At 64.3% G+C, this 17,344-nt stretch carries 19 protein-coding genes; 12 read left to right on the top strand and 7 right to left on the bottom strand.

What is annotated here, in order from left to right:
• Positions 1 to 10: 10 nt before the first annotated feature.
• Positions 11 to 1,426 carry an alpha-glucosidase/alpha-galactosidase gene (gene melA, locus GPJ75_RS15400; RefSeq protein ID WP_163269199.1) on the top strand — a complete coding sequence of 472 codons (1,416 nt, stop codon included), beginning with the start codon at positions 11 to 13 and terminating at the stop codon, positions 1,424 to 1,426.
• A gap of 71 nt (positions 1,427 to 1,497) precedes the next feature.
• Here the strand turns inward: melA and GPJ75_RS15395 are convergent, their stop codons facing one another.
• On the bottom strand, positions 1,498 to 1,764 hold the full coding sequence (locus GPJ75_RS15395; RefSeq protein ID WP_163269198.1) for a YMGG-like glycine zipper-containing protein: 267 nt from the start codon (positions 1,762 to 1,764) through the stop codon (positions 1,498 to 1,500).
• 346 nt (positions 1,765 to 2,110) lie between these two features.
• Between GPJ75_RS15395 and GPJ75_RS15390 the strand changes: the two genes are divergently transcribed.
• Together GPJ75_RS15390 and sbmA are read left to right on the top strand one after the other, a co-directional pair.
• Complete coding sequence (locus GPJ75_RS15390; RefSeq protein WP_163269197.1) at positions 2,111 to 3,691, top strand: BCCT family transporter; 1,581 nt, start codon at positions 2,111 to 2,113, stop codon at positions 3,689 to 3,691.
• Between the two features lie 228 nt (positions 3,692 to 3,919).
• Positions 3,920 to 5,233: a peptide antibiotic transporter SbmA gene (gene sbmA / locus GPJ75_RS15385; protein WP_163269196.1), complete on the top strand. Its 1,314-nt coding sequence runs from the start codon at positions 3,920 to 3,922 to the stop codon at positions 5,231 to 5,233.
• A gap of 68 nt (positions 5,234 to 5,301) precedes the next feature.
• On the opposite strand, the gene GPJ75_RS15380 is transcribed toward sbmA, so the two are convergent.
• Together GPJ75_RS15380 and GPJ75_RS15375 are read right to left on the bottom strand one after the other, a co-directional pair.
• A complete protein-coding gene (locus GPJ75_RS15380) occupies positions 5,302 to 6,285 on the bottom strand; it encodes a polysaccharide deacetylase family protein (RefSeq protein WP_163269195.1) in 984 nt (327 codons plus the stop codon).
• A gap of 114 nt (positions 6,286 to 6,399) precedes the next feature.
• A complete protein-coding gene (locus tag GPJ75_RS15375; RefSeq protein WP_163269329.1) occupies positions 6,400 to 6,738 on the bottom strand; it encodes a TraR/DksA family transcriptional regulator in 339 nt (112 codons plus the stop codon).
• Positions 6,739 to 6,872: 134 nt separating this feature from the next.
• Here GPJ75_RS15375 and GPJ75_RS15370 point away from each other — a divergent pair, with 134 nt between their 5' ends.
• Both GPJ75_RS15370 and der read left to right on the top strand, forming a co-directional pair.
• Positions 6,873 to 7,538 (top strand): tetratricopeptide repeat protein, encoded by a 666-nt coding sequence (locus GPJ75_RS15370; RefSeq protein ID WP_163269194.1) that lies wholly within the window; start codon positions 6,873 to 6,875, stop codon positions 7,536 to 7,538.
• A gap of 2 nt (positions 7,539 to 7,540) precedes the next feature.
• Complete coding sequence (gene der / locus GPJ75_RS15365; protein ID WP_163269193.1) at positions 7,541 to 8,959, top strand: ribosome biogenesis GTPase Der; 1,419 nt, start codon at positions 7,541 to 7,543, stop codon at positions 8,957 to 8,959.
• On the opposite strand, the gene GPJ75_RS15360 is transcribed toward der, so the two are convergent.
• Positions 8,956 to 9,480: an OsmC family protein gene (locus tag GPJ75_RS15360; protein ID WP_163269192.1), complete on the bottom strand. Its 525-nt coding sequence runs from the start codon at positions 9,478 to 9,480 to the stop codon at positions 8,956 to 8,958. The genes der and GPJ75_RS15360 overlap by 4 nt on opposite strands.
• A gap of 340 nt (positions 9,481 to 9,820) precedes the next feature.
• On the opposite strand from GPJ75_RS15360, the gene GPJ75_RS15355 reads away from it, so the two are divergent.
• The 6 genes from GPJ75_RS15355 (at position 9,821) to GPJ75_RS15330 (ending at position 13,714) form a co-directional block, all read left to right on the top strand.
• Positions 9,821 to 10,912, top strand: a complete 1,092-nt coding sequence (locus GPJ75_RS15355) for a cell wall hydrolase (RefSeq protein WP_163269191.1) — start codon at positions 9,821 to 9,823, stop codon at positions 10,910 to 10,912.
• 227 nt (positions 10,913 to 11,139) lie between these two features.
• Positions 11,140 to 11,487: an AtpZ/AtpI family protein gene (locus GPJ75_RS15350; RefSeq protein WP_163269190.1), complete on the top strand. Its 348-nt coding sequence runs from the start codon at positions 11,140 to 11,142 to the stop codon at positions 11,485 to 11,487.
• 47 nt (positions 11,488 to 11,534) lie between these two features.
• Positions 11,535 to 12,284 (top strand): F0F1 ATP synthase subunit A, encoded by a 750-nt coding sequence (locus tag GPJ75_RS15345; RefSeq protein ID WP_163269189.1) that lies wholly within the window; start codon positions 11,535 to 11,537, stop codon positions 12,282 to 12,284.
• Between the two features lie 76 nt (positions 12,285 to 12,360).
• Positions 12,361 to 12,585 (top strand): F0F1 ATP synthase subunit C, encoded by a 225-nt coding sequence (locus tag GPJ75_RS15340; RefSeq protein ID WP_008595464.1) that lies wholly within the window; start codon positions 12,361 to 12,363, stop codon positions 12,583 to 12,585.
• Positions 12,586 to 12,652: 67 nt separating this feature from the next.
• Positions 12,653 to 13,225 (top strand): F0F1 ATP synthase subunit B, encoded by a 573-nt coding sequence (locus GPJ75_RS15335; protein ID WP_163269188.1) that lies wholly within the window; start codon positions 12,653 to 12,655, stop codon positions 13,223 to 13,225.
• 9 nt (positions 13,226 to 13,234) lie between these two features.
• The gene (locus tag GPJ75_RS15330; protein ID WP_163269187.1) at positions 13,235 to 13,714 is read left to right on the top strand and encodes a F0F1 ATP synthase subunit B; all 480 of its coding nucleotides are present in this window, start codon (positions 13,235 to 13,237) and stop codon (positions 13,712 to 13,714) included.
• A gap of 102 nt (positions 13,715 to 13,816) precedes the next feature.
• Here GPJ75_RS15330 and GPJ75_RS15325 read toward each other — a convergent pair whose 3' ends face one another.
• The gene (locus GPJ75_RS15325) at positions 13,817 to 14,521 is read right to left on the bottom strand and encodes a TetR/AcrR family transcriptional regulator (protein WP_246249073.1); all 705 of its coding nucleotides are present in this window, start codon (positions 14,519 to 14,521) and stop codon (positions 13,817 to 13,819) included.
• A 165-nt stretch (positions 14,522 to 14,686) separates the two neighbouring features.
• On the opposite strand from GPJ75_RS15325, the gene GPJ75_RS15320 reads away from it, so the two are divergent.
• Entirely contained in the window at positions 14,687 to 15,256 is a 570-nt protein-coding gene (locus GPJ75_RS15320; protein ID WP_163269185.1) for an NnrU family protein, read from the top strand.
• A gap of 6 nt (positions 15,257 to 15,262) precedes the next feature.
• On the opposite strand, the gene GPJ75_RS15315 is transcribed toward GPJ75_RS15320, so the two are convergent.
• Together GPJ75_RS15315 and GPJ75_RS15310 are read right to left on the bottom strand one after the other, a co-directional pair.
• Entirely contained in the window at positions 15,263 to 15,922 is a 660-nt protein-coding gene (locus tag GPJ75_RS15315; protein WP_163269184.1) for a ribonuclease HII, read from the bottom strand.
• 151 nt (positions 15,923 to 16,073) lie between these two features.
• Complete coding sequence (locus tag GPJ75_RS15310) at positions 16,074 to 17,228, bottom strand: PA0069 family radical SAM protein (RefSeq protein ID WP_163269183.1); 1,155 nt, start codon at positions 17,226 to 17,228, stop codon at positions 16,074 to 16,076.
• Positions 17,229 to 17,344: the final 116 nt, after the last annotated feature.

Here is a 17,344-nt window from a genome sequence, read left to right as displayed (position 1 = left end):
AGAAAGCAGAATGGCATACCCGAGAATTGCCTTCATCGGCGCGGGCTCGACGGTGTTCATGAAGAACATCATCGGCGACGTGCTGCAGCGTCCCGCCCTTGCCGGCGCCACCGTCGCGCTGATGGACGTCGATCGGCAGCGGCTGGAGGAAAGCGCGGTCGTCGCCAATAAGCTGGTGGCGACGCTGGGGGGGCCGGCGAAGGTGGAGACGTATACGGAGCGGCGTGCTGCGCTCGATGGCGCTGATTTCGTCATCGTCGCCTTCCAGGTGGGCGGCTACGAGCCATCGACGGTGATCGACTTCGAGGTGCCGAAGAAGTATGGCCTGCGCCAGACGATTGCCGACACGCTGGGCGTGGGTGGCATCATGCGGGCCATCAGGACCGTGCCGCACCTGTGGAACGTGTGTGCGGACATGATGGAGGTATGCCCCGGGGCTATCCTCCTGCAATATGTGAACCCGATGGCCATCAATACTTGGGCGATCGCCGAAAAATATCCGCAGATCCGGCAGGTGGGGCTGTGCCACTCCGTACAGGGCACGGCGTGGGAGCTTGCGCGCGATCTCGGCATCCCGGTGGAGGATATCCGCTACCGTGCCGCCGGCATCAACCACATGGCCTTCTACCTGAGTTTCGAGCACCGGCAGCCGGACGGGAGCTACAAGAACCTCTATCCCGAACTTCTCAAGGGCTACCGTGAAGAGCGTTTCCCGAAGCCTAGCCACTGGAACCCGCGCTGCCCCAACAAGGTGCGCTACGAGATGCTGACGAGGCTCGGCTATTTCGTCACCGAGAGCTCCGAGCATTTCGCCGAATACGTACCATGGTTCATCAAGCGCGACCGGCCCGACCTCATCGAGAAGTTCGGCATCCCGCTCGACGAATATCCAAAGCGCTGCGTGGAGCAGATCGAGCGCTGGAAGGCGCAGGCCGACGCCTATCGCAAAGCCGAGCGCATCGAAGTGGAGGAGAGCCACGAATATGCCTCCTCGATCATGAACTCCGTGTGGACCGGCGAGCCTTCCGTCATCTACGGCAACGTCTCCAACAAAAGCTACATCACGTCGCTGCCTGAGGGTTGTGCGGTGGAGGTGCCGTGCCTGGTGGACGCCAACGGCATTCAGCCAACGGTGGTCGGCTCCCTGCCGCCCCAGCTCACGGCGCTGATGCGCACCAACATCAACGTACAGGAACTGACGGTGGCCGCGCTCATGAAGGAGAGCCGCGAGCATATCTATCACGCGGCGATGATGGACCCGCACGCGGCGGCGGAACTCGACCTTGAACAGATATGGAACCTTACCGATGACCTCATCGCCGCCCATGGCGACATGCTGCCCGAGTGGGCGCGGGGGGGAGACGAAGCGGCGGGTAGCCTAGCTAAGCGAGCAGTCTTCCCGAAATCAACGGGTCGTCGCGAATAGGAGAAAGGCCGAAGCGCGCTTCGGCCTTTCCATTTGGTTTTTGCCGTTCGGCAGGTGCCGCGGCAGAAAGCTCAGTAGCCGCGCGGGCACTGTGCGGTATAGCGGCGGCCGTACTCGTCGCGGTAGATGCATTGGTTACGGCCCTCGGACGCACGTCCGATGAGCGCGCCGGCGATAGCGCCGGCTGCGCCGCCGACGACTGCGCCTTCGAGCTCGTTACCAGCCACCGCCGCGCCGACTGCCGCGCCACCCAGACCGCCGATTGCCGCGCCCTGCTCCGTGGGCGTGCATGCTGCGGCGGCAACCAGGAACGGCACCAAAAGAATGAGCTTTCTCATAAGACTCTCCAACGTGACGTTGCACCGGATATAATGCGCCCTGCGACGAATTGTTCCGGCTATGAACGTTGTAGATGCTTCCCTGTCGCACTCCTCGCGTCAAGCGTCATGCGCCCAAGCGGCGAGAATCTTCTGGAAACGCGCCGATGTCGCCACATTTTTGCCGCCGCGGGGTTCATTTTCCGCCTGAATTGTTGGACTTTCGTCTCATTCCGCACGGTTGAGGTCGCAAAGAGACCATTTCCGACGTCTGTTTTTCTACAGGCTCGTTGTGCGGAGGAATGTTCCGGCGCGTGGGCCGTGGGGCCTTTATTCTTGCCTGTGCCGGACAAAAATGGAGTTAAATATGGCTGATACGCCCGTCCAGGAGGAGCACGGCCTTGCGCCGGGGCAGGACAATGTCCGGATCATGGGCTTGGATGTCCACAATCCCGTCTTCTTCGTTTCTGCCGTCGTCATTGTCGCGTTCGTCATCGTCACATTGATTTTCCGTGACAGCGTCGGCCCGGTGCTCGAGGGGCTGCGCACCTGGCTCACCTCGACCTTTGACTGGGTCTTCATGATCTCGGCCAACCTGTTCGTCATTTTCTGCCTCGTGGTGGCGTTGACGCCGCTTGGGAAGGTGCGCCTCGGCGGCAAGGACGCCGTGGCCGAATATTCCTATGCGGGCTGGTTCGCGATGCTTTTCGCCGCCGGCATGGGCATCGGGTTGATGTTCTTCGGCGTGCTGGAGCCGATGTATCATTTCAACAACCCGCCACTCGGCGTGGCGCCGCCGGTGGTCGACGGCGCGGTGGTGCCGGGCGCCGTGGCCCAAGCGCGCGAGATGGCCATGGCGGCCACCATCTTCCACTGGGGCCTGCACCCCTGGGCGATCTATGCGGTACTCGCGCTGTCGCTGGCGCTGGCGAGCTACAATAAGGGCCTGCCCCTTTCCATCCGTTCCGCCTTCTATCCCATCTTCGGCGAGAGCGTGCGCGGCTGGGTCGGCCATGTCATCGATACCATGGCGGTGTTCGCCACCCTGTTCGGCCTGGCGACTTCGCTGGGTTTGGGCGCCTCGCAGGCCATGGCCGGCCTCAATGAGCTTTACGGGGTTGCGGTGAACGACACCAACACCGTGCTTCTCATCATGGGGATCACGGCGATTGCACTGGTCTCGGTCGTGGCGGGGCTCGATGCGGGCGTCAAGCGGCTGTCGGAGATCAACATGGTGTTGGCCATCGCCCTCCTGCTCTTCGTCATCCTGCTCGGGCCGACGCTGGCGATCATCACCGGATTCTTCGGTAACGTCTGGGCCTATGTGAAGAACCTGCCCACACTTTCCAACTGGGTCGGCCGTGACGACACTGGCTTCGTGCACGGCTGGACCACCTTCTACTGGGCGTGGTGGATATCGTGGTCGCCCTTCGTCGGCATGTTCATCGCCCGCGTCTCCAAGGGCCGCACGGTGCGCGAGTTCATCACGTGCGTGCTCATCATCCCGACGCTGGTGTCCATCCTTTGGATGACCACGTTCGGCGGCACGGCGCTGGATCAGTTCCTGGTCGAGGGTTATACGGGCGTCCAGCAGACGGTGGTCGACTATGTGCCGGAACTCTCGCTGTTCGCCATGCTGGCGGACCTGCCGTTGGCCGCCATCTCCTCGCTGATCGGCATCATCCTGGTGATCGTCTTCTTCGTCACCTCGTCCGACTCGGGCTCACTGGTGATCGACACCATCACCGCCGGCGGCAAGATCGACGCTCCGGTGGCCCAGCGCGTCTTCTGGGCGATCTTCGAAGGGCTGGTGGCGATCGTTCTGCTTTTGGGCGGCGGCCTAACGGCGTTGCAGGCCGGCGCCATTGCCACCGGCTTCCCGTTCGCCATCCTGCTGATGCTCATGCTCTACGCCACCTGGCGGGCACTGGCGACAGAGGAGCGCTGAGGAAAGACAAGGCAGAGTCAGTTATCTGGTGGATAAAGGGCCCGCCATAAACGGCGGGCCCTTTACTTGTAGGGCTTACGGCCGTCACCACAACGTTACAGAATCGTATGTTGTGGTGCGTGATGGGCGTCCGTAATGTGCGGCGCGCCGTATCGCTTCGGATACGGCGCGATAGATAACGCCCCGCGGGGCCTGCGTCAGCTCTATACCCGCACTCAGGAATGCACCATGTTCGTCTCCTTCTTCCCCCGTCCGCGTCTGTTCTTCGCCAGCTTCATTCTTTGGAGCCTCTTCTGCATTCTCCTGTGGTACGGATTGGCAAAGGGCCTCGGACCGTCGCTGAGCCTCGGCGGCTTCTTCGGCTACGGCTATCCCGCCGCGCTCGGCCCCGAGGCGGAGGAGGCGGCGCGTGCCGCCGCTGCCGAAGCGGCGTCGTCAGCCGGGGGTTTCTGGTTCTATCAGTATTTCATCGCCGTCATCGGCATCTTCGTCGGCGGCTGGATGTGGTACTCGCCGCACACATGGGCGCGCTGGTCGGTTGCCGGCTCGGCGCTCATCCTGTTCGTGAACTGGTTCCTCGTCCAGCTCGACGTGATGATCAACGAGTGGTTCGGTACCTTCTACGACATGGTGCAGACGGCCCTCGGCACGCCGAACGCCGTGGAGGCGAGCGAATTCTACTGGCAGATCGCCGCCTTTCTGCGCATTGCGCTGGTCTATGTCTTCTTCGGCACGCTTTTCCGCTTCTTCGTCAGCCATTTCATCTTCCGCTGGCGCACGGCGATGAACGCGCACTACATGGCGCAATGGCAGAAGCTGCGGCACATCGAGGGCGCGGCGCAGCGTGTGCAGGAAGACACGATGCGCTTCGCCTCGATCACCGAGAGCTTGGGCATCAGCCTGCTCGACTCGCTGATGACGCTGATCGCCTTCTTACCGCTTTTGTGGGGTCTGTCGGCGAACGTGAAGGAACTGCCGATCATCGGCGAGGTGAGCCAGGGGCTCGTCTTTGTGGCCATCCTGTGGTCTGTACTGGGCACGGCGCTGGTGGCCGTGGCCGGCATCCGGCTGCCGGGCCTGGAGTTCCGCAACCAGCGGGTGGAGGCGGCTTACCGCAAGGAACTGGTCTATGGCGAGGACCATGCCGACCGCGCCGAGCCGCCCACAGTGCGCGAGCTGTTCGACAATGTCCGCCGCAACTATTTCCGCCTCTATCTCAACTACATGTATTTCAACCTGGTGCGTATCTTCTATCTGCAGATCGGCAACCTGGTGCCTTATATCGCGCTCGGACCCTCCATCGTCGGCGGCGCCATAACGCTGGGCGTCATGCAGCAGATCATCCGCGCTTTCAGCCGCGTTGAAGGTTCCTTCCAGTATCTGGTGAATTCCTGGACGACGATCGTCGAGCTGATGTCGATCTACAAGCGCCTGAAGGCCTTCGAGGCGACGCTCAAGGGCGAGCCGCTGCCCGACATCGACCGGCACTACATGGAGCGCGAGCAGGCTGGCGTGACGCCGGAGGACCAGCCGGCGGCGTGAGGTTTAGACGGCGCCAAGCGCCCTCAGGCGAGCTTGCCGAACCACGAGGGCGCATGGCGGAGGTATTCTCACCCGTCGACGCTTCCCCGCAGTGCGGCAGATGCCGGCGCGGTCTCGTCGAGGTATTGCCGATAGCTGACGCAGCGCACCGCCGGCTTGGCGCAGACGGCCTCGGCGAAGCGCTCCAGCGCGCGCCAATAGGCACCGTCGTTCATGAGGGTGAAGTGGAAGCCGATCTGCAGCGGCGTGCGCTCCCCCGCATATTCCTTTTCGAAGGCGGCCTCGAAGGCGTTATAGGCGCGGTCCTCGAAGGCCTGCGTCTGGCTCGGCCGCTCCAGCCCGCCCGAATGGCGCACATAGAGGTTGTAGTCCATGGCGATGATGCGCTTCTCCTTCGGCCCCTCAGGGATGAGAGGCAGGGAGAAATGCGTCACGAAGCCCTTGGCAGCGGGCGCTGCCGGCCCGCGCGACACGGTGCTGGCGTCGTAGCGGAAGCCCTCCTCATCCAGTGCGGCGAAGAGGCCGGGGCCGGTGGAAAGGTAAGGCGCGCGGAAGCCGACGATCTCGCTGTCGGCGAAACGGTGCCACCCTTTGGGCTCGCCGTCGATCTCGTTGATCTTCCAAGCGTTCCGCAGAATAGTGCTGAACTGGCCGAACTCCTGTTTCCAGTCGGAAACGCTCCATTCGCCGCCGTCGAAATGGCCACAGCCGTGGCTGGCGATCTCATGGCCTTCACCACGCGCCTGCCAAATCTGCATGAGCCGCCGGCGCACGTCCTCTTTGGATGCGCCGTTACCGACATTGGACCTGCCCGCCGCCGTGCCGGGGCCTCGATAGACATCGCGCGTCTCGGGCGAGAGCAGATAGACGCAGGACAGGAAGTAGGTGAAGCGCGCGCCTGTCCGCTTTCCCAGTTCGCGGCTGCGCTCCCACTGCTCGATGAAGGACGCGCCGTCGAAGGAGACGATCACATATTGCGGCCGCTGGACGGCATGAGCGGGAAAGGCGAGGAGAAGAAGCACGGACGCGACAAGACGCAATAGGAACGACATTCAACAGCCATGTATGAAAGAACAACCCCGCACGCCGGGTAGGGGGGAATTATGGCGCGGTGTGGGCCCGCGACGGGGTTTGCACAGGTTTGGATAGTGGGAAGCGGCGTGGTGCTACCGGCTGCCCGCACACCGTACGCAGCGCTCCGCCATCGGATCGATCTCCAGCCGCCGCTCGGGAATTTCCTCGCCACAGTCGAGGCAGTATCCGTATTCGTCTTCCGCCAGCCGCCGCTCGGCCAATTCGATGCGGGCGAGGTCGCGGCGCCGCGCGCGCTCGGTTGCCTCCGCCATTGCCTGCTGCTGCATGGCGTCCATACGCGACAAACGACCCACCGACTGCTGGTCGAGTTCCACCGGCTTGCGCGCCTCTTCGGAGAGGCGGGAAAACTCTTCGAGTTCGGAGCGCTTCGCGGCAAGCCGCCGCTGCGCCAGGTCTGGGTCGATCGCCATGGCGCCATCGTAGGCATGCGGCTTCGGGGCCGCAATCGTCTCTTTCCGCCACCCCCCTTCCATGCGCGCGAATTTCCGCTAAAACGCGGGCAGAAAAGTAATCCGGGCGCCGCCCGGCCGTGAACAGGGTTTTCATGTCAGACGACAGTTTCATCCGCGAGGTCAACGAAGAGCTTCGCCAGGACCAGCTCAAGGCACTGTGGCGACGCTATGGGACCATGGCCATTGCCGCCGCGGCCCTCGTTATTCTCGCGACGGCCGCCTATGTGGGCTACGAATACTGGTCGACGTCGCGCGCCAACCAGGCGGGCGACGCCTTCGCCCGCGCTCTGGAACTGGCCGACGAGGGCAACACGGATGAGGCGCTCGCCGCCCTGGAGGAACTGGAGACCTCCGGCTATGGCTCATATCCGGTGCTGGCGCGCCTGCGCGCGGCGGCGACCCTTGCCGACGGCGGCAAAGCTGAAGAGGCGGTCGCCAAGTATGATGCTGTCGCCGGCGACAACTCGGTGCCTTCTGCCATCCGCGACATGGCGCGCCTGCGCGCCGCGCTCCTGCTTGTCGACCATGGCAGCTATACCGATGTCGCCACCCGCGTCGAGCCTTTGACAGCCGAGGGTAATGCCATGCGCCACACCGCCCGCGAGACCCTTGCCCTTGCCGCCTGGAATGAAGGCGACCGGGAAAACGCGCTTGCCCTGTTCGGGCAGATCATCGACGACCCGCAGGCTCCGGCCGGCGCGCGCCAGCGGGCGGAGATGATGTCCGAACTGATCGCCGGCTCCGGCGAGCCCGGCTAGCCATGGCATTCAAGGTCGCCATTGTCGGCCGGCCGAATGTCGGCAAGTCGACCCTTTTCAACAGGCTGGTGGGACGCAGGATAGCGCTCGTCGACGACACGCCCGGCGTGACGCGGGATCGGCGCGTGCATCCGGCGCGCCTGCAGAATCTGCGTTTCGACGTCATCGACACGGCCGGGTTGGAGGATGCCGCCGCTCCCACGCTGGAAGCGCGCATGCGCACGCAGACGGAGATTGCCATCGACGAGGCAGATCTCATCATCTTCATGATCGATGCAAAGGCCGGGGTGCTGCCTGACGACCAGACCTTCGCCGAGATCGTGCGCCGCAAGGGCAAGCCGGTCGTGCTGGTTGCCAACAAGACGGATGTGCGCAGTGCCGAAGCCGGCGTGTTGGACGCGTGGAACCTGGGGCTCGGTGAGCCCATCGCCGTCTCTTCCGAGCACGGGAACGGCATGGCGGAGCTGCGCGACGCCATTGCCGCCGTGGCCGGCAAGATGGCTGAGGAGGCGGAGATGGAAGTGCCTGCCGACGAGGCGCTGGTGGGCGACGACATCGACGCGGATGCGGAAGAGCCGGCCTACGACCCGGACAAGCCGGTTCGCGTCGCCGTGATCGGCAGGCCCAATGCCGGTAAGTCGACGCTGATCAACGCGCTGATCGGCGAGGAGCGCATGCTGACCGGACCGGAGGCGGGAATCACGCGCGATTCCATCTCCGTCGAATGGCGTTGGCGCGGACGCGGCATAAAGCTGTTCGATACTGCCGGCATGCGGCGCAAGGCGCGCGTGCAGGCCAAGCTTGAAAAGCTGTCCGTGGCCGAGACGCTGCGCGCCATCCGCTTTGCCGAGGTGGTGATCATCGTCTTCGACGCGACCATGCCCTTCGACAAGCAGGACCTGCAGATCGCCGATCTCGTCATCCGCGAGGGCCGCGCCCCCGTCGTCGTCTTCAACAAATGGGATCTGATCGAGGACCGCGAGCAGACTTTGGCCGAGCTGCGCGAGAAGACGGAACGCCTGTTGCCGCAGGCGCGTGGACTGAGGGCGGTACCCGTGTCCGCGGAGACCGGCCGCGGCCTTGATAAGATGATGGAGGCCGCACTTGCCACCCACGCGGTGTGGAACCGGCGTGTACCCACCGGCCCGCTCAACCGCTGGCTGGAAGCGGCGACCGCGCGGCATCCGCCGCCCGCCGTGGCCGGGCGCCGGCTGAAGGTGAAGTATATGTCGCAGATCAAGACGCGGCCGCCGGGCTTCGCGCTGTCCTGCTCGCGCCCGGAAGCCATGCCGCAAGCCTATGTGCGCTACCTCGTGAACGGCCTGCGCGAGACCTTTGACATCTTCGGCGTGCCCATCCGCATCGCCCTGCGCACATCGGACAACCCCTATGCGGGGCGCGCCAAGCGTCGGCGGGATTAAGCGCCGGCCTTGCCCGAGCGCTGCAGTCTCACCTCGACCGGCGGCCCGCTGCGGATGGTCTGGTAGACCACGCAGTAGCGCTCGGTGAGCTTGAGGAGCTGATCGAGCTTCTCCTGCGGCGCGTCGGTCTCGACGTCGAAGCTGAGGCGGATCTGCGCAAAGCCCACGGGCGCATCCTTGGCGACACCCAATGTGCCGCGGAAGTCCAGATCGCCTTCCGCCGATACGGCGGCAGCGTGGAGCGGGATTTCCAGTGCCGTCGCCACAGCCTTCATGGTCACGCCCGCGCACGCCACTAGCGCCTCCAGCAGCATGTCGCCGGAGCAGAGCTCGAGGCCCGTTCCGCCGGTCGCCGGGTGCAGGCCGGCAACGGCGAGCGCCCGTCCGGTCTCCACCTTGCAGGCGACATTCTGCTCGTCGAGCGTGCCGCTGGCGCAAAGCGTTATGCGGGCGGCCTGCGGGTCGGACTTGTAGCGTTCCTTGATCGGCGCCTGAAGGGCGCGCAGCGTGCTGGCATCCATCGTCTTTCTCCTCCCGTTTCCGCCGCCGGCGCCAGCATACCGCATATGATGCGGCCGTCGCATCAAGTTGTCGTGGGCGCAGCCACGATTCGGCGTGTTCGCTCCACAGGTTCCGCCGCCGCTGCGCTCCGTGGCGGTTCTTCTGCCTGCGGCGAGGGGGTGGATACAATTTCGTTTCGGTCGTTAACGGGTGGTCAAGGTTAATGAATTAGCTTGCCCGTCAGGTGGCGTTGCGTGCGTTTCAGTGAGGGGTCGGGTGCTTGCTTCGGGTGTAGAGTGGCTGCGTCGGTTTTTCGGCCGGAATCGTTCTCTTCTTTCTCCTTTGCTGGTGGGCTTCGGCATGTGGATCGGCTTTCCGACCGTTGCCGCCTACCAGGATATGACGAGCCTGATCGCCAATCAGGAAGGCGCTAACCGCTGGGCCGCCGTCATCGAACGTTCAGTGGCCGGTTCCGTACACCAGGCGGAGATGCCGTTTGCCAGCGCCGATGCCAAGCTCGGCGCGATCTCCGGCTCCGGGGTTGCCGCGCCGGGCATCGGCGAGGTCGCCTTTCGCACCAAGGGCAAGGCGGCGGCCACGCCGGATGAGGAGCGTATCAACCGTGCCGACAAGGAAGGGCGTGTGGTCAAGACCCTGCCTATGGCCCCGCCCAGGCTCTTCAACGCCGGCTCCATTTTTCAGGAAAAGAGCGCCGTGCTTATGGCGCCCCCGCAGGCGGGCGATACCTTGATGGCTTTCGTAAAGCCGGAGATAGAAGGCCAGGAAGTGCAGATCGCCTCCGCCTTTCACCTGAAGCACGACGAGCCGGCCGGGCCCGCGCTGCCGTCCATGATCGCCAGCCTCGTGAACAACGACAAGGCCGACATCCTGGCCACCGCCTATGCACCGCCCGAGCCCGACTATGCGAAGGCTTCTCCGTTTGCCAGCATCCTGCGCGACGAGAACGACGGGCGCTTCGTCCCGCCGGTGCCGCCGAGCGACCATCCGTGGGCACGCCAGCCGCTTCCCGCCGCCGTCTTTTCCGAGCGCGAGCAGCAGTGCCTTGCCGCCGGCATCTACTTCGAGGCGCGCGGCGAGCCGGTGGAGGGGCAGGCGGCGGTTGCCCAGGTCATCCTCAACCGCGTCCGCAATCCCGCCTATCCGGATTCCATCTGCGGCGTCGTCTACCAGAACGAGAAGTGGCGCAACCGCTGCCAGTTCTCCTTCGCTTGCGATGGCATCCGCGATCGGGTGAAGAGCCCTGGCCATTTCGAGACCGCCGGCCAGGTGGCGATGGCCGTCACCGCCGGCAAGATCTGGCTGGAGGAGGTCGGCTCCTCCACCCACTACCACGCCACCTATGTGCGCCCGCGCTGGGCCTCGGCCATGGAACGCATGAAGAAGATCGGCCAGCATATCTTCTACCGCACCTATGGCGGCGGCTGGAACTGAGCACACGCGTGGGCCGGGCTTGACGCGCAAAAGCGCCCGATTCCGCTGGGCGAAGAGTGTGCACCGCCGAAGGCGCTTTGTCGCACCTGGCTAACACATTGTTACTGCTGTAGAAAATGGTCTGTTGGAGTCGGGGTCGCGCGGCTTGACTGGCGCCGGGCCGCTCTCTATGTTGCGCGCGACTTTGAGGCGACGGAAGCTGACCGGTAGCCGGTGCGGAGGTTGCGGTGGCCAATCGAGGAAAGCCGGGCGATCTGGACGGACGCCGGCGTGACCTTGAGGCGGCGCTGGCAGCCAGGCGGCGGGAAAGGCCGAGCGGCGGCGAGGGCGCGGAGAGGGGCGGTAAGAGCGATTTCGCGAATGCGCTGAAACTCTCCAGCGAGTTCATCGCCGGCGTCGTGGTCGGTGTGGCGCTGGGCTGGTTCATCGACCGGATGGCCGGCACGTCGCCTTGGGGGTTGATCATTTTCCTGCTCCTGGGTTTCGGGGCGGGCATTCTCAATGTCCTGCGTTCCGCGGGGCTGATTGCCGAGTTTGGATCGAAGGCGCCGAAGAAGGGCGACGACGATCTTTAAGGAAGGAAAGCGGCGCTTGGCCGCTGCGTGAAAGCGAGGGGCTCCCAGTGGCCACAGACCCGATCCACCAGTTTCAGATCTCGAAATGGATTCCGATCGAAATCGGCGGGCTGGACTTTTCCTTCACCAACGCCTCCGCCTTCATGGTCGCCACGGTGGCCGGCGCCGGCGCTTTTCTTTTCCTGACGACGTCGAGCCGCGGCCTGGTCCCCGGTCGGCTGCAGTCCATTTCCGAGATGGCCTACGAGTTCATCGCCTCTATGCTGCGCGATGCGGCAGGCAGCCATGGGATGCGGTTCTTCCCCTTCGTCTTCTCGCTGTTCATGTTCGTTCTGGTGGCCAACCTTCTGGGCATGTTCCCTTATTTCTTCACCGTCACCAGCCACGTCATCGTCACCTTCGCGCTTGCCATCCTCGTCATCGGCACGGTGCTGGTCTACGGCTTCTGGAAGCACGGGCTCGGCTTCCTGAAGCTGTTTGTGCCCGACGGTGTGCCCGGCGTGCTGATGCCGCTCGTGGTGGCGATCGAGGTGGTCTCCTTCCTTTCCCGGCCTGTCAGCCTGTCCGTGCGCCTGTTCGCCAACATGCTGGCCGGCCACATCACGCTCAAGGTCTTTGCCGGTTTCGTCACCTCGCTTGGGGCGTTCGGCGTGGCGGGTGCTGCAGGCGCCGTGCTGCCGCTCGCCATGACGGTGGCCTTGACCGGTCTCGAGTTTCTGGTGGCATTCCTGCAGGCATATGTCTTTGCGGTCCTGACCTGCATGTACCTCAACGACGCACTGCACCCCGGTCACTAGGAAGCCTCATCGGCGGGCTTCTCCGCCATAATCCAGGCAGTTTGAAAAAAAGCTACGATCCACAAGGAGTTGCAAGATGGAAGTAGAAGCAGCGAAGGCAATCGGCGCGGGCATCGCCTGCCTCGGCATGGGCGGCGCCGGCATCGGCCTCGGTCACATTTTCGGTAACTATCTGGCGGGCGCCCTGCGCAACCCGTCGGCGGCTGACGGCCAGTTCGGCCGCCTCATCTTCGGCTTTGCCGTGACCGAGGCTCTCGGCATCTTCTCGCTGCTCGTCGCACTCCTCCTGCTCTTTACCTAAGAGCGCGGCATCGCTGGCAACGCCGGCCACGGGATGCGTGGCCGGCCGATGTGAACAGGGGAAGCGTATGTTTGTGACACCGGGATTCGCGCAGGAAACACCGCCTGCACTGGACGAAGCCCATACCGTGGAGGACTCTGGCCACGGCGGCGGGGGCTTTCCGCCGTTTCAAACCGAGACCTATCCCTCGCAGCTTCTCTGGCTGGCGATCACCTTCGGCCTGTTCTACCTGTTCTTGAAGCGGGTGGCACTGCCGCGCATCGCCGGTATCCTGGAAGTGCGGCGCGACCGCATCGCCCAGGACCTCGACGAGGCCGCGCGCATGAAGGACGAGGCGGACGCGGCGGTGGCGGCCTACGAGCAGGAACTGGCCGAGGCCCGCAGGAAGGCCGGCGGCATCGCCCAGGAAGCGCGCGATAGTGCCAAGGCCGAGGCGGAGGCCGAGCGCCGCAAGGTGGAAGAAGCGCTCGATGCCAAGCTGAAAGACGCCGAGGGCCGCATCGCCGACATCAAGGCCACGGCCCTTGCCGATGTCGGCGTTATCGCCGAGGAGACCGCTGGCGCCATCGTCGGCGAGCTTGTCGGCGGCGAGGTCGACAAGAAGGCGCTTGCCGCCGCCGTCAAGGCTGCACGGCAGTAGGAGAAGGCCATGGACGCGACATTCTGGGCTCTGATCGCCCTCATCATCTTCCTCGCCATTCTCGCCTATCTGAAGGTGCCGGCGATGCTGAACGGCGCGCTCGACAAGCGGGCCGAGCGCATCAAGAATGAACTCGACGAGGCACGTGCCCTGCGCGAGGAAGCTCAGCAGCTTCTGGCCGAGTATCAGCGCAAGCGCAAGGAAGCCGAGCGGGAGGCGGAGGAGATGGTCGCTGCCGCCAAGCGCGAGGCGAAGATCATCGTCGCCGAGGCGAAGACGAAGACGGAAGAGTACGTCACCCGTCGCACCGCGCTGGCCGAGCAGAAGATCGCCCAGGCCGAGCAGGACGCCGTGAACGAGGTGCGCGCTCGTGCCGTCGATGTGGCCGTTGCCGCGGCCAGCAGCATCCTGGCCGAGAAGGTAGACGGCAAAGTGAGCGGGGCGCTGTTCGACAATTCGCTGAAGGAAGTGAAGTCGAAGCTGAATTGAGGGCTGTGCGTCCTCCGGGATCACCGAATGCCGCCGGTCTCCGGCGGCATTTTTGTTTGTTGATGAGGGACGTGTTGGTGTGGGGCCACCGGCCCCCACCTCTCAAGCCCGCGCTTCGTAGGGAATATCCAGCAACCGGCACAACTCCTGCAGGCACTCCTCGAAGACCGGCTCCAGATCGCTGTAGGCGAAGCTAATCTGGCCCAGCACCTCCATGCATAGAAGGCCGTAGAGCCGCATCCAGCAGGAAAGGAAGATATAGGCCGCCTCGGGGGGCAGGCTCCCGCCGATTTTCTCCGAATAGGCGCGAAGCTGGCCGGCGATCGAGGGGTCCATGTCTTCGAGGCTGGGGATGGGAAAGCGTCGCGTCTGCCAGATCTCCACCACCTGTTCCAGGAACACAAGGCCGAAGGCCTGGCCCGACCCGCTTGTCGATGGATCGCACCGCCGCTCTTCCAGTGGGGGCGCGGGGCTGGCGAAAAGCCAGCGAAACTCGGCCGGATGCGCAACCGCCCAGCCGCGCAGGGCGCGGCAGATGGCCAGGAGCCGGCAGCCGGCCGTGCCAGCACGGCTCTCGCCGGCGTGGCGCATCTTGGCAATCAGCTCGCGATAGAAGTCCGCCCTGAGCGCCTCGATCAGTTGGGCTTGGCTGGCGTAATAGCGGTAAAGTGCCGGACCGCTCATCCCCATCTTTCGGGCGACGGCGTTGATGGTGACAGCGGTGCTCCCCTTGGTGACGAGCAGTTTGCGCGCTGTTGTCCGGATTTCCACCAGCGTGGCCTCGCGGAGTTTTTCTCTCCGGCTCATCGACTGCTTAGCGGTGACGGCTTGTTTGATCATCGGTGTGTTGACACGAAATTGCTAATAACGTTAGTTAGAGTATCTAACATTAGTAAGTGGTGCAAGTGAACCGCTTGAAGCCGCCCATGTCGCGACTGGGGATAGGGCGGAGCGGGAAGCGGAGGAAGTCGCATGCTGGTCCTCATCCTCGGTCTTCTGCTGTTCCTGGGAACACACTCGCTTCGCATGGCCGCTCCGCATCTGCGGGAGAGCGTCACGGCGGCCCACGGCAAGGGCGCCTGGATGTTGCCCTATGCCATCGCCTCGATCATCGGCTTCGTGCTGATCGTCTGGGGATACGGGCTGGCGCGGCAGGATCCGACCGTTCTCTACGCGCCGCCTCTGGCGCTGCGGCACGTAACGCTGCTCTTGATGCTGCCGGTCTTTCCGCTTCTCATCGCGGCTTATGCTCCCGGGCACATCAAGGCCGCCATCGGCCATCCCATGCTCATCGCCACCATCCTCTGGGGTGCGGCACATCTTCTCTCCAATGGCACACTGGCCGACCTGTTCCTTTTCGGAGGCGTTGCCCTTTGGGCTGCTGCCGATTGGGCTTCGGTGACGCGGCGGCCGCAGGGGGGTGCTTCTTCCAGGGCACCTTCATTGAGGAACGACGTGATCGCGGTGGTCGGCGGATTGCTTGTCTACGTCGTCTTCGTCAGCGGGCTGCACTGGGTGCTCTTCGGCGTGTCGCCTCTCTGAGACGGTTCAGACCTCGACCGGCTTGAAGGGCGAGAAGCTCATGCGGTGAAGACGCGCGATGGGGCCGTGCTCGGCGATCGCCGAGCGGTGGCGCGTCGTGGCGTAGCCGACGTGGCTGTCGAAGCCATAGTGCGGCACCAGCGCCCCGGTGCGCACCATCATGCGGTCGCGGACGACCTTGGCGACGATGGATGCGGCGGCGATGGACTGCGAGCGCTGATCGCCCTTGACGACGGCGCGGCAGGGGCAGGCAAGGCCCGGCGGCACGTCGCGCCCGTCGGCAAGCGCATAGGCCGGGCGTAGGGTGAGGCCGTCCAGCGCCCGGCGCATGGCCTCCAGGCTCGCCTTGAGAATGTTCGATCCGTCGATGGAGCTGGCGCACAGCGAGGCGACGGAAACGCAAAGCGCTGCCTCGAAAATGTCTAGGAACAGGCTCTCGCGGGCTTCTGGCGAAAGTCGCTTCGAATCGTCTAGACCATTCGGAATACGCTCGGGGTCGAGCACCACCGCTGCCGCCACCACGGGACCGGCCAGCGGCCCGCGTCCGGCCTCGTCGAGGCCCGCCACGGGCGCATGGCCATCACGCATGATGCCCTTTTCCAGCACGAAGTCTGGGCGCACCGGCAGGTCGAAAAGAAGCGGAGAATCGGAATGCGAAGGAGCCATTGTCGGCGATGCTCGCATCGCTTCCGATTCTCCGCAAGCCTTTCCCGGTCAGGGGGCGGAGAAAAACCGGGAAGGCGCCGTCGGGCCGGGGGACGGGCTCGCGACGGGAAGACTGGAAAGCATGAGCGTTAAGGTCTGTCCGAAGCCAAACTCAAAGAAGCACGAGTTGTTCTCCCTGGCCGTTGAGCGGTTTGAACAGATCCGTGCGCAGTTTGCGCCGCTGGATGTTGAGGCCGATGCGTTTAGCCGCGATCTCGAAGCGGCGGCCGATCTGCCAGGCATAAGGCCCTGTTCCCTTCATGCGCTTGCCCCACTCGGCATCGTAGTCCTTGCCGCCGCGCATGGAACGGATGAGCGACATGACGTGGCGGTAGCGATCCGGATAGTGGCGCAGCAGCCAGTCTTTGAAGATCGGGCTCACCTCCAGCGGCAGGCGCAGGATGATGTAGCCGGCCTCGCGCGCACCTGCGGCATAGGCAGATTCCAGGATACGCTCCATCTCGCTGTCGTTCATGCCGGGGATCACCGGGCCGATCATCACCGAGACGGGAATGCCGGCATCGCTCAAGCTGCGCAGCGCCTCCAGCCGGCGCGACGGCGTGGCCGCCCTCGGCTCCATGGTGCGCGCGAGCTTGCGGTCGAGCGTCGTCACCGACAGCGCCACCTTGGCAAGCCCCCTTTCGGCCATGCGCGACAGGATATCGATGTCGCGCGTGACCAGCGCCGATTTCGTGACGATGCCAACCGGATGCCCGTGCGCCTCCAGCACCTCGAGGATCTCGCGCATGATGCGCCACTTCTTCTCGACCGGCTGGTAGGGATCGGTGTTGGTGCCGATGGCGATGGTGCGCGGCTCGTAACCGGGCTTGGAAAGCTCCCTTTCCAGAAGCCGCGCCGCATCCGGCTTGGCGAACAGCCGCGATTCGAAGTCGAGCCCCGGTGACATGCCCATGTAGCTGTGTGTCGGCCGCGCGAAGCAGTAGACGCAGCCGTGCTCGCAGCCGCGATAGGGATTGATGGAGCGGTCGAAGGAGATGTCGGGCGATGTGTTGCGCGTGATGATGGTGCGCGGCTTTTCCACCTGCACTTCCGTCTTGAAGGGCGGCAGATCCTCCAGCGTCTCCCACCCGTCGTCGAAGACGTGCCGCGTGAGCGGTTCGAAGCGGCCTGTCGGGTTGATGCCGGCGGCGCGCCCGCGGCGGCGGTCTTCGCCGATGCGCAGGCCCGCCTCTTCGATCATCGCATTGGCCATCGCAGCGCCACCACCTTCCGAGGCGGCAAGATCTGCTCGCGCAATCTGATCCATGGCTCTGCACCTCCGCGATTCGTCGATGAATCTATTCCTATTTTAGGAATGAGAACAAAGCAAGAACTTTTTGCGGGCGTTGTGGGTAAGCATAGCAGCGGCATCATCCCGGAAAC

The organism is Chelativorans alearensis (assembly GCF_010993735.1).
GTDB classification, from domain to species: domain Bacteria; phylum Pseudomonadota; class Alphaproteobacteria; order Rhizobiales; family Rhizobiaceae; genus Chelativorans; species Chelativorans alearense.
Note: the sequence above shows the minus strand (reverse complement) of the source record. Positions and strands in the feature narration are given on the sequence as shown.